The sequence below is a fragment of the Niallia sp. Man26 genome, assembly GCF_022049065.2.
GTDB lineage: Bacteria > Bacillota > Bacilli > Bacillales > Cytobacillaceae > Niallia.
In genome coordinates, this window is sequence record NZ_CP095744.1 from 509,640 (window position 1) to 521,800 (window position 12,161).

Sequence of the window (12,161 nt, forward strand, 5' to 3'; positions counted from 1 at the left end):
ATAAAGGATATTTATATCCAAAAAAAGTATGTTTTTTTTTACCAATAATATTAGTAGTTTATTTTGTAACTATTGGTAGTATATTTAATTCTCTTGTATTTAGTTTGTGTGTTGCCTTTTTTGCTTTTTTAATGACAATCTATCCAACCTTTAATACAGGTCAAAGTGAAAACAATCAATACAAACTTATATTAAGTTTACCTGTTAGTAGGCTTTCAGTTATAAATGCAAAATACTTAATAATTATTTTATGGTGGTTAAATGCCTATATATCTACTACAGTAATTCTTATTATTTTAAAAAGTATAGTGGATATTAACATACCTTCTATCCTGGATATTAAAATAATATTACTTTCTTTAAGTTTAACCTATATTTTAACTTCTATTTTCTATCCACTTTACTTTAAGTTTGGATTTCAAATTGCTAGTACAACAGTAACTGTAATATTTTTCATTTTGACAAGTGGGTTAGGAAAATTATTATCCTTAGAGCTAAAAATGATTACTATTTTAATAGAACATCCGATTATTTCTGTTTCTTTTATTACAGTAATTTTTGTTTTAGCATCTTATCTTTTCACTGCTTATAGCTTTATCAAAAAAATCTTATAAAAGGAGGTTAAGCTTTGAAAATCCCCAAAGTCAGAGCATTAGTACTAGGTTTTTTTCTACTGTTTCTGGGTGTTGCCCAAGCTTTAGAAAAAAATTTTTTAGCAATAGCCCCTTTCTTTTGTGGTGTTTATCTTCTATTTATAGGTCTTAAACCTAAAAAATAAACTTAAAAATATATCTGTGAAAAATAGCAGTTTACAAATTTAATAATCTGAAAACTGCTATTTTTTTGTATTGATTAGTATAATGAGTTCAATGTCTAACTTATAACTGGTTTAATTCTTATCTTAATCAGTGAAAAAATTGCTAATATATAAGAATCTTCAACAAATTCATTTACATCTTCTTCAATGTCTTCTATCAGCCGTAACTTTTAGATTGGATGATAACTTATTCACCATAAAGCTTACTAAACCCTTCTATATGACAAATGTCATATAGCGTATATGACATGTATGTCTGCAATTATGTTTGGTTTATAATTATACTGGAGATATCCATTAATAGAAGGGAATCTAATAATGAATATAAAAAACTTAAAACAATTGAGAACGGCTGTAGCGCCCTTTGAGAAATCCGCTATGAAAGCAAGTATCTGGCAGCTTGCCAATACTATTCTGCCCTTTGTTTTACTCTGGTACTTAGCCTACAAAAGCTTGAGTATTTCTTATATTTTAACCTTTGTCATTTCAATTGCTGCGGCAGGATTTTTGGTAAGAATTTTTATCATTTTCCATGATTGCTGCCACTTTTCTTTCTTTAAGAATCGTAAGGCTAATAAGATTTTAGGGACAATTACAGGAATCCTGACTTTATTTCCTTACAGCAAATGGCAGCATAGCCACTCTATTCACCATGCAACAAGCAGCAACCTGGATAAGCGTGGTGTCGGTGATTTATGGATGATGACGATTGATGAGTATGAAAATGCCTCTTTTTTTGTAAAGATACAATATCGTTTGTATCGCAATCCATTCATTATGTTTATCTTAGGACCTATTTATGAATTCCTTTTAGCTAATCGCTTTAACCGTAAAGGTGCTAGATGGAAAGAACGGCTAAATACGTACGCAACTAATATTTCCATTGTGTTATTAGTTATTCTCCTTGGCAGTACGCTTGGCTGGTCCTCTTTCTTGCTTGTACAGCTGCCTATTTTTCTTATTTCTGGCTCTGTTGGAGTATGGTTATTTTATGTGCAGCATACTTTTGAAGATACTTACTTTGAGGAAGATGAAAATTGGGATTATGTAAAGGCTGCTGTAGAAGGAAGCTCCTACTATCACCTGCCTAAATGGATGCAATGGCTGACTGGCAATATTGGCTATCATCATGTGCACCATTTAAGTCCAAGGGTTCCTAATTACAATCTAGAGCTTGTTCATAACCAGACCGAGCCCCTGAGAAATGTGCCAACTGTCACACTGGCAAGCAGTCTTCGTTCTTTAAAATTCCGGTTGTGGGATGAAAAAGACAAAAAGTTTATCAGTTTCCATGAATGGAAAAAACAAAAGAAGTCCCTTGACTTGTCTGCCGGATCAGAAATCCAATAATACAAACAAACTTTAAGAGCAGCAATTATAAGGTTTTATGCCATTTAATTGCTGCTATATTATGTTAAAATGGACGAATGACAGCTAATAAATAATGAGGTTAGAAACTGATGATAAAAAGATTAGAGGTTTTAAAAAAAAGCACCGGTATTTCTCCTTATATTTGGACATTACTTACTATTTTGCCCTTTTATTTTATATTCCACGCCTCTTCAGCAGTTGATGTGATATCTGGTATTATCCTTACTATTTTATTTTTTCTATTTTACAGATTTGCTTACCTTTCAAAAGGTTGGACGATATATTTATGGCCGTCCCTTTTAATCGGGATATCCACTTTTGCTATTTATGCATACAGCTATGTATATTTTTCTTTTTTCCTTTCCTATTTTATCGGAAATATAAAGAAACAGATTCCTTATTTCATCTTATATTTTATACACCTGGCAGTTACAACATTCGCCATTTACTTCAAGGTGATAATTGGTGATCCCTTGCTGTTAAAGCAGCTTCCCTTTGTGTTAATCATCTGGTTTGGTGTTATTTTATTGCCATTGACCATCCATAACCGCAAAGAGAGAGGCCAGCTGCAGGAAAAGCTGGAAGATGCGAATAAGCGTATATCCAATTTAGTTAAACTAGAGGAAAGACAGCGAATAGCAAGAGATCTTCATGATACACTTGGTCAAAAGCTATCCCTTATTGGCTTAAAGAGTGATTTAGCAAGAAAATTAGTCTATAAGGACCCAGAACAAGCGCGCTTGGAGCTTAAAGATATTCAGCATACTTCAAGAACTGCATTAAATGAAGTCAGAAAAATGGTCTCTGAAATGCGCGGTATAAAATTAAAAGACGAGCTCCTCCTTGTAAAAAAAATATTAGAAGCAGCCGAAATAAGCCTAATTAGTGATATAGCTTCCAATCTTAAAATTTCTTCAATTGCAGAAAACATTATGAGTATGTGTTTAAAAGAAGCTGTTACTAATGTAGTTCGGCATAGCAATGCCACCTCTTGCTACATAAGCATCAGCCAAAACAAAAAAGAAACAATTATGAAAATCAAAGATAATGGCACCAGTCCTTTTAAGGAAGAAGATGCTCATAAAGGAAACGGATTAGCAGGCATGAGAGAAAGATTGGATTTTATCAACGGTACTATCGAGATTACCGCTAAAGAAGGAACGATATTACATATATCTGTTCCACATGATGGAAAAATAATGGAACGGGAGGACTTACTATGATCAGGATTGTCATTGCCGAAGACCAGCGCCTTCTTTTAGGTGCATTGGGTTCATTGCTTGATTTAGAAGATGATATCACGGTTGTCGGCAAAGCAAACAATGGGGAAGAAGCAATCCAGCTAGTCAAGGAAAAAAATCCTGATATTTGTATAATGGATATAGAGATGCCTGCCAAAACAGGCTTGGAAGCAGCGGAAGAACTCATGAGCCATCCATGCAAAGTCATTATTTTAACTACCTTTGCCAGGTCAGGCTATTTCCAGCGTGCATTGAAAGCGGGCGTATCAGCCTATTTGCTCAAGGATAGTCCAAGTGATGATTTGGCAAAAAGCATCCGCAGTGTGATGGAAGGAAAAAGAATTTACGCACCAGAATTAATTGATGATGTATACAAAGAAGAAAATCCCCTTACAGAGCGGGAAAAAGAAGTTCTTATGCTGGTTGCAAATGGAAAAAACACAAAAGAAATTGCCCAAGAGCTATCCATTAAGACAGGAACAGTGCGAAATTATATCAGCATGATACTGGATAAACTGGAAGTTAAAAATCGCATAGAAGCCATCACCAGATTTAAGGAAAAAGGATGGTTCAAGTAAAAAGGACTGGCATCCCAGTCCTTTTTACTTCTCTTTCATTTAATTATCTTTTGTAACTAATTTAAGCGGTGCAGCGATAATTTCCTCTACCTTTTTACCTTGTAAAACATCTCTTGCAGCATCCACAGCAAGCTTACCAATTAACTCAGGTTGTTGAGCAACTGTCGCTTCCATGTCTCCTGATTTAATCGCATTTAATGCGTCGTCATTTCCGTCAAATCCAATGACCATAACATCCTTACCAGAGCTATTAATTGCCTCGATTGCTCCTAATGCCATTTCATCGTTATGAGCAAATACTGCTTTAACATCTGGGTTTGCTTGCAGAAGATTCTCCATAACAGTTAATCCTTTTGTCCGATCAAAATCTGCTGCCTGTTTAGCAATGATAGTCAATTTTTCATCTGCTATATTATGAAAGCCCTGACCTCTTTCCCTTGTAGCTGATGCCCCTGGAACTCCTTCTAATTCAATAACTTGTGCTTTTTCTCCTAACTTTTCTATCATATAGTTTGCGGCCATTTCTCCACCTTTTATATTATCTGAAGCTACTAATGCTTCTACTATTCCTTTATCTGCAGAACGATCCAAAGTAACTACTGGTATGCCAATATTATTTGCTGATTGAACTGCTGTTGAAATAGATGCCGAATCGGTTGGGTTTATAAGCAAAGCATCTACCCCTTGCTGAATTAAATCCTCCACATCGTTAACTTGTTTGGCAGAATCATTTTGTGCATCGACGATAATAACTTCCATCCCTAAGCTTTTCGCTTCTTTAACCACACCATCTCTTAAAGAAACAAAGAATGGGTTGTTTAATGTAGAAACCGATAAGCCAATTTTAATATCTTCTAAATCCTTCTTTTTATCTGGTTTTGCCCAGCTAGGCGGTTGCATGGAACACGCACTTAGAAGCATAAGTGTTAGTGATAAACATAAAACGATTAATTTTTTCATCATGATCTCTCCCTATACTACTTTTTACGATCAAGTAATACTGCAATTAATATAACGATTCCTTTAACTACCATTTGGTAAAAGGATGAAACTCCAAGAAGATTCAAGCCGTTATTTAAGGTACCGATGATTAACGCACCGATAAGTGTCCCGAAAATTCTTCCTTTTCCTCCTGAAAGGCTTGTCCCACCTAATACAACTGCTGCAATCGCATCAAGTTCATAGGAAGTGCCAGCTGTAGGCTGTGCTGAATTTAAGCGAGAAGTAAGAATTGCACCAGCCAAAGCTGCAAGCATTCCGGATAGACTATAAATCATGATTTTTACTTTTGGTACTTTAATACCTGATATTAAAGCTGCTTTTTCATTTCCACCAATCGCATATGTTTTGCGACCAAATGGGGTTTTGTGCAGAAGAATGAATAAGAAAGCAAATGCAAGAATCATCGTAATAGCTGGAACAGGTATACCTAGGAAATAACCACGACCAAATAACTGAAACAGGTAGTTATCACCAAGACCAGTTATCGGATTTCCACCAGTATAAACAAGTGTTAATCCTCTGAAAATCGTCATTGTTGCAAGTGTTGCAATAAAAGGAGCCATTTTTCCCTTTGTTATAAATAGTCCGTTTACCATTCCCATCAAAGCACCAAGAATACAGCCAACTAAGATTGCCACAATCGGATCTACACCAGCTACCATCATCCCTGCTGTCAACGCACTAGATAAAGCAAGAATAGCTCCGACAGATAAATCAATTCCTCCAGTTAAAATCACAAAGGTCATCCCAAAAGCAATAAGTGCATTAATCGCAACCTGTCTTAAAAGATTTAAGAGATTCAATGGTTCTAGAAAACTAGGATTTAAAATGGACACAATAATAACTAATATTATTAAACCTAGTAATGGTCCTAACTTTTGGGTAATTGCATTCATCATATTCGTCTTGCTAGGTTGTGTTACTGTATTAATAGGATTCATTTTATTGACCTCCTGTTGCCAATGTCATAATTTTTTCTTGGGTCGCATTTTCTTTCAATAATTCTCCATTTATTTTTCCTTCATGAATGACGAGGATTCGATCACTCATGCCAAGAATCTCTGGTAATTCTGAGGATACCATGATAATTGCTACACCTCGTTCTGTTAATTCATTCATAAGTTGATAAATTTCTCTCTTTGCCCCAACGTCTACTCCTCTAGTTGGTTCATCCAATATGAGCAGCTTTGGTCCAATTCCTACCCACTTGGCAATGACGACTTTTTGCTGATTTCCGCCTGAAAGCTTTCCAACAGCAATGTCTTTCGATTCCGTTTTTACTGTCAAGCGTTTGATAAGCATATTAACAAAGTCTTTCTCATTTTTTTCCTGGATAATTCCTTTTGGTGCGAAGCTTGCAAGCGTTGGCAACACAATATTATCCCTTATGGAGAAATCAAGAATTAACCCCTCATCCTTGCGATCCTCTGTAATGAAACCAATACCTAACTTTACAGCCTGTTCTGGTGTCTTAATACTCACTTTCTTACCTTCCAGCCAAATTTCACCGCCATCCAATCCATCAAGACCAAAAATTGCTCGCATGATTTCGGTTCGGCCAGCTCCCATTAAGCCTGAAACCCCAACTATTTCTCCAGCACGAACAGAAAAGTTTATATCTTCAAATTGTCCTGATTTTGTTAAACCCTTTACTTGTAGAACCGTTTCACCCAGTTGAGGCTCTCGGTTAGGAAACCGGTCTGTTAATTCCCTGCCAACCATTTTTCTAACAACCTCATCGAAATTTGTTTCTGGAATGGCCTTCGTATCAACGGTTTTCCCATCACGCATAACGGTAATTCTGTCACAGATCGAGAAAATCTCCTCCATTCGGTGAGAAATGTACACGATTGATACCCCTTCCTTTTTTAAAGAAGTAATCACATCAAACAGTTTGTTGATTTCTCTTTCTGTCAGTGCAGCAGTAGGTTCATCCATGATAATCACTTTTGCTTCTGTCATTAATGCCTTCGCGATTTCAATCATTTGCTGTTCTCCAACAGAACAGCTTCCCGCTTCTTTATCTAACGGAATGGATACTGCTAATCTATCAAATTGCTTTTTTGCTAACGCTTTCATTTCGGCGGTTTTTAAAAAACCAAAGGAATTCTTTCGTTCCTTGCCAATAAATAAATTTTCAAGAACTGTCATATCAGGCCAAATATTTAATTCCTGATGGATAAAGGTGACTCCATTTTGCTCTGCTTCTTTTGGATTCTTAAAGTAGATTTCTTCTCCATCAATTGTGATTTTTCCGTTATCACGGGCATGGAGTCCTGTAAGTACGTTCATCATCGTTGATTTTCCTGCCCCATTTTCCCCCATTAGGGCATGTACTTCCCCATCTAGCAAATCGAAATCAACACCTGTTAAAACTTGATTGGTTCCAAATGCTTTATGGATGTTTTCCATTGTAATTCGCATAATTACCACCTCATCTATTTAAAAAATACGCCTGATTGTAAAATACAGTTTGCATATGGTGTAATCTCACCTGTTCGGATGACTGCTTTAGCTTGTTTCGTTAATTGTTTAAATTCTTCATGGGAAACGTTTTCAATTTCAACATCAGCGAATTTTCCCTTTAAGTAGTCAGCATGCTCTGGATTTCCTGCTTCTATTTCAGAGGCGATTATCACTTTTTCGATAATCATATCCTCTTCAACAGCATTCACTACATCAATAAATGTTGGAAAACCAGCCTTAATCGCTAAATCTATCTTTTTAACACCATCGGGAATTGGCAAACCAGCATCTGCGATTACAATATAATCGGTATGACCTAGGTCAGCTAAAACTTGTGCAATGTGACTGTTTAAAATTCCATAACGTTTCATTTTTACAAACTCCCTTCTACTTCTTCTCTTGTTGGCATTCCGCCTTGTGCACCAAATTTTGTTACAGACAAGGAGGCAGCCCGATTCGCAAAACGAATGCTATCTTCCATGCTTTTCCCTTCAGCTACAGCAACGGCAAAAGCCGCATTAAAGGTATCGCCTGCACCTGTTGTGTCAACTGCCTCAACAGAATAAGCGGGGATAACTATTTCATTGATTCCATCATAATAACGAACTCCATTTTTACCTTCAGTAACCAGCAATTTATTTGGAAACTCTTTTAATACTTCATGGATATCCTTGTCCTCAAAAAGAATAGCAGCTTCCGATTCATTTGGTGTAAGATAAGTAGCCTTTTCAATGACCGTTTTACTAATAGGTCTTGCTGGCGCTGGGTTTAGTAATAAAGGCACATTATTTGCAAAGCAAATTTCTGCTACATATTCTACTGTTTCCTTAGGAATTTCTTGCTGGATTAGGACAACATCTGATTCAGAGATAACATTCAATGCTTTTTCAACTAGATCAGGTGTGACATAATCATTAGCACCTTTCACGACGATAATGCTGTTATCACCTTCTGCTAAGGTAATATGCGCTGTACCTGTTTCCGAATGTGTAACCCGTTCCACATAGGTTGTATTAACACCATTAGCAGTGAAATTGTTAATGATCGTTTCACCGAAATTATCTTCTCCTACACAACCGACCATAAATACTTCAGCACCAAGTCTGGCAGCTGCGACAGCCTGGTTAGCTCCTTTGCCACCAGGGACTGTCTTAAAGCTTTCTCCTATAATCGTTTCCCCTTGATTTGGTCGTTTGGAAGTTGTTACAACTAAATCTATAGAAGAACTACCAATAATCGTCATTTTAATCATTTTTCTCAACCTTTCTTGTTGTTTGCCTTTCAATAAAGGTAACAGGCATTTGGATATTCTTATTCACTAACGGCTTATTATCGATTAGATTTATTAATAGTTTTGCTGCTTCTCTTCCCATATCATAAGCAGGCTGTCTAATAGTAGAAAGGGACGGGAACAGCAGCTTGCTAAGCGGTATATCATCATATCCGATAATTTGTAAGTCATCGGGAATAGATCTTCCTATTCGCAACGCCTCATGTAGAATAGCTGCTGCACTAAGGTCGTTGCTTGCAATTACCCCGTCTGTTTCAGGAAATTTCTCAAATAGAGTTTTAGCCATTTTTTCAGCATCGTGAAAGCCAAACGATGAAGTAATTACCTGAAAGTCTACATTAGCATTACATAGCTCATCAACAGCACCTTTGAATCTGTCTTGTGCTGTCCTTAGTTCAATCGGTCCTCGAAGTAAAGCAATTCGCTTACTGCCTCTTCTAACCATTTCTTGTGCTGCTTTTTTCCCTCCAGCCAATCCATCTGCATACACAGAAGGATAAGTGCCTGTTATTCGATCCAGTAAGACGACAGGAAAAGACAGGTTTTCGTAAAGTTTTGTTTCCGCCTGATTTGTTGCTGAAATAATGCCTATTACATTATTTTGGTTAAAAGTCTGTATGTAATCTATTTCTTTTTCTAATTTTTCATCAGCATTCCCAATAATTAAATGAAGTCCCTGCTCCTGCATTTCGTCCTCTACCCCTCGAGCTAACTCAGGAAAGAAGGGATTTCTGATATCGGGAAGCAATAATCCAATTAATCGTGACTTTTTTTTATAAAGAGATCTTGCCACTTCATTTGGTTTGTAATTTAATTCTTTAATTGCCTCGTTTACTAGCTTCCTAGTATCTTCATGTGCATACCCTTTATTGTTTAATACTCTTGAGACGGTCGCCACAGATACTCCAGCTCTTTTCGCAACATCCCGTATAGTAGCCATGAATTCACCTCTCTTGTGTAACCGGTTACACACATAATATCATAGTATTATTTCCTATGCAACATTAAATATTATGGCCAGCCGGTTTAATCCATAAAAAAAAGCAGCAATCAGAAAACAGCTACTACAGAAACGCTTTTATTCTCTGTCTGCAATTCGTTGCTTATCCTTTACAGCATCTAGATTGCTGCTTCCCCGACCAATAAAGAGGATATCTGTTTCCTCACTAAGCTGAAATTGTTCTTACATTCTTTCTATTAGAATATCTAGAACACCTAGTGGATTTAGTATTAATTCTCCGGTTTCAATTGTTCTAGAAACTCGGAAATTTCGCTTTTGGAGTGGACAGCAAGATCGATACATCTATAATTCCCAGCACCTTTAAACAAAATCAATTGCTTCTTAGTCCACCCGATTCCTTTCTCGTAACAGCTTGCCTTGTCAACAGTTTCTCCATATAATCAGTTTCCTGAAGTAAGTCCGATGGTTACTTTGTTGTTCGCTTCTTGGATTTGTTCTATTCTATTTTTGAAGCTAACTACTTCTCCAACAACTATCATAGCTGGGTTCTTTATTTTCGCCTTTTGAGCAAGGCTTACAATACTTCCAATTGTACCTGTTATTGTCTTCTGTTCAGGCGTGGTACCTTCTTGAATAATGGCGACAGGTGTATCTTTGCACTTACCATGCTTGACTAATTGTTCACATATATATGGTAAATTCCCTACTCCCATATAAATAGCTAATGTATCAACCGATTTGACAAGACTTTCCCACTTGATGTCTGCTGGTTCTCCGTTTTTGCAATGACCTGTAATGATTGCGAATGAATTGCCAAGTTCTCGGTGTGTGATGGGAATTCCGGCATAAGCTGGGGCTGCAATCCCAGCTGTTACACCTGGTACGACTTCGTAAGCAATATTGTTCTTTACCAATTCCTCAATCTCTTCCGCCCCTCTGCCAAACACAAAGGGGTCTCCCCCTTTAAGTCTAGTAACCACTTTTCCTAAGCGAGCATAATGGACTAATAGCTGATTAATCATTTCTTGTGGCATGGTATGAAATTTCGGCTGTTTCCCACAATAAATTAATTCTGCATGAGGTTTTGCTTCCCGTAACAATTCTCTATTGACTAAACGATCATATACAATAACATCAGCCTGCTGTATACATCTCAATCCTTTAATTGTAAGTAAGTCCAGATTACCAGGGCCCGCTCCAACTATATATACTTTTCCCATCATCTTCCCCCCTTAAATCACATGTTATGTTTCAGCAATATAGTCTTCCTTCTTTGAAACAACCATTTCTTTTTTCTTTTTCACTTTATGATGAGTAAAGTATAATGCTAAACCTGTAAATATAACCCCACTTACCAAATTCCCAAATAGCACAGGGAGCTGATTCCAAAGCCACCAATCTGCTAAAGAAACATCCGCACCTAACATCATCCCTGCAGGAATCACAAACATATTTACGACAGCATGTTCAAAGCCTTGTGCAAAAAAGATTAATATCGGCAACCACATGGCAACAATTTTCCCGATTGTGTTTGTCGATGTCATCGCCATGACTGCCCCTAATGTTACCATCCAATTACATAGTAATGCTTTCACAAACACGACGATTAAACCATCACTGCCTAGATTTGCATACAATAGCGTTTTTGCTTCTGCAACTGCGATAATTTTTGCTGCAATAGCATTATCAGTAACATGACTAAGTTGTGTAATTGCAATCACATATAAAAAAGCATACAGCCCTGCTCCTATTAAATGACCAATAATGACCCAAAACCAGTTGGAGAGCATTTGGGATATAGAAACCCTTTTCTCTAAAACCGCTAAAGGTATGAGCGCAAAACTCCCTGTTACTAGTTCAAGCCCAAGCAGTATGACTAATACAAAGCAAGCTGGAAATAAGATTGCTCCCAAAATCCCCATTCCTGTTTGAATTTCAGCGGTAAATGCCAATGTTGTCCCAAACCCAAGGAGGGCACCTGCCAGCCCTCCTCTAATTAACATATCTATAATAGATAATTTTGCTTTTGCTTCACCAGCCTCAATCATGCCCTGCACTACTTGATCTGTCTTTACGAATGACATAATACCCCTCCTTTAGTAAAATCAGATGACAATGTATACAAGGTTCTCTTCCACTTCCACTTTATATGCTTTAACACAACCATGATCTGGCGCTTGAGCCTGACCGTCACACACATTAATTTTCCAATCATGCATCGGACAAAATACATGGTCTCCGCTAACCATTCCCTCCGCAAGCACTCCCCCTTTATGGGGGCATCGATTCTCAATGGCACGAACATCCCCATTTGCCAGCTTGAATAAGGCAATTTCTTCTTTTCCAATATAAGCTGTTTTCCCTAGGCGGTCTGGCAAATCCGTATATTTTCCGATTAATACTCTTCCTATTGTATTTTCCATAATTACTCCCC

The 12,161-nt window shown here is 37.0% G+C and carries 14 protein-coding genes; 5 read left to right on the forward strand and 9 right to left on the reverse strand.

The genetic code is table 11. The annotated features are described in order from the left end of the window. Positions 1-80: 80 nt before the first annotated feature. The 5 genes from L8T27_RS22030 (at position 81) to L8T27_RS22050 (ending at position 4,007) form a co-directional block, all read left to right on the forward strand. On the forward strand, positions 81-614 hold the full coding sequence (locus tag L8T27_RS22030) for an ABC-2 transporter permease (RefSeq protein WP_237944153.1): 534 nt from the start codon (positions 81-83) through the stop codon (positions 612-614). A 14-nt stretch (positions 615-628) separates the two neighbouring features. Continuing rightward, positions 629-778, forward strand: coding sequence for a hypothetical protein (locus tag L8T27_RS22035; RefSeq protein WP_237943002.1), 150 nt, complete (start codon positions 629-631; stop codon positions 776-778). A 357-nt stretch (positions 779-1,135) separates the two neighbouring features. Beyond that, positions 1,136-2,167 (forward strand): Delta(5) desaturase DesA, encoded by a 1,032-nt coding sequence (gene desA / locus L8T27_RS22040; protein WP_282581466.1) that lies wholly within the window; start codon positions 1,136-1,138, stop codon positions 2,165-2,167. Positions 2,168-2,277: 110 nt separating this feature from the next. Then, positions 2,278-3,411 (forward strand): sensor histidine kinase, encoded by a 1,134-nt coding sequence (locus L8T27_RS22045; protein WP_233314989.1) that lies wholly within the window; start codon positions 2,278-2,280, stop codon positions 3,409-3,411. Then, positions 3,408-4,007, forward strand: coding sequence for a response regulator transcription factor (locus L8T27_RS22050; RefSeq protein WP_233314988.1), 600 nt, complete (start codon positions 3,408-3,410; stop codon positions 4,005-4,007). Before L8T27_RS22045 ends, L8T27_RS22050 begins: the two co-directional genes overlap by 4 nt. 39 nt (positions 4,008-4,046) lie before the next feature. Here L8T27_RS22050 and rbsB read toward each other — a convergent pair whose 3' ends face one another. The 9 genes from rbsB to nirD all read right to left on the reverse strand — a co-directional run bounded on the left by rbsB (position 4,047) and on the right by nirD (position 12,153). After that, positions 4,047-4,967, reverse strand: a complete 921-nt coding sequence (gene rbsB, locus L8T27_RS22055) for a ribose ABC transporter substrate-binding protein RbsB (protein ID WP_233315629.1) — start codon at positions 4,965-4,967, stop codon at positions 4,047-4,049. A 17-nt stretch (positions 4,968-4,984) separates the two neighbouring features. After that, the gene (rbsC, locus tag L8T27_RS22060; RefSeq protein ID WP_396953833.1) at positions 4,985-5,950 is read right to left on the reverse strand and encodes a ribose ABC transporter permease RbsC; all 966 of its coding nucleotides are present in this window, start codon (positions 5,948-5,950) and stop codon (positions 4,985-4,987) included. Position 5,951: 1 nt separating this feature from the next. Then, positions 5,952-7,433 (reverse strand): sugar ABC transporter ATP-binding protein, encoded by a 1,482-nt coding sequence (locus L8T27_RS22065; protein WP_237943004.1) that lies wholly within the window; start codon positions 7,431-7,433, stop codon positions 5,952-5,954. A 14-nt stretch (positions 7,434-7,447) separates the two neighbouring features. Further along, the gene (gene rbsD / locus L8T27_RS22070) at positions 7,448-7,846 is read right to left on the reverse strand and encodes a D-ribose pyranase (protein WP_237943006.1); all 399 of its coding nucleotides are present in this window, start codon (positions 7,844-7,846) and stop codon (positions 7,448-7,450) included. A 2-nt stretch (positions 7,847-7,848) separates the two neighbouring features. Beyond that, complete coding sequence (gene rbsK, locus L8T27_RS22075; RefSeq protein WP_237943008.1) at positions 7,849-8,727, reverse strand: ribokinase; 879 nt, start codon at positions 8,725-8,727, stop codon at positions 7,849-7,851. Further along, a complete protein-coding gene (locus tag L8T27_RS22080; protein ID WP_233314984.1) occupies positions 8,720-9,706 on the reverse strand; it encodes a LacI family DNA-binding transcriptional regulator in 987 nt (328 codons plus the stop codon). Before L8T27_RS22080 ends, rbsK begins: the two co-directional genes overlap by 8 nt. 461 nt (positions 9,707-10,167) lie before the next feature. Beyond that, positions 10,168-10,947 (reverse strand): uroporphyrinogen-III C-methyltransferase, encoded by a 780-nt coding sequence (gene cobA, locus L8T27_RS22085; protein ID WP_237944157.1) that lies wholly within the window; start codon positions 10,945-10,947, stop codon positions 10,168-10,170. A 24-nt stretch (positions 10,948-10,971) separates the two neighbouring features. Continuing rightward, complete coding sequence (locus L8T27_RS22090) at positions 10,972-11,811, reverse strand: formate/nitrite transporter family protein (RefSeq protein ID WP_233314983.1); 840 nt, start codon at positions 11,809-11,811, stop codon at positions 10,972-10,974. A gap of 21 nt (positions 11,812-11,832) precedes the next feature. Then, positions 11,833-12,153, reverse strand: coding sequence for a nitrite reductase small subunit NirD (nirD, locus tag L8T27_RS22095; protein ID WP_237944159.1), 321 nt, complete (start codon positions 12,151-12,153; stop codon positions 11,833-11,835). Positions 12,154-12,161: the final 8 nt, after the last annotated feature.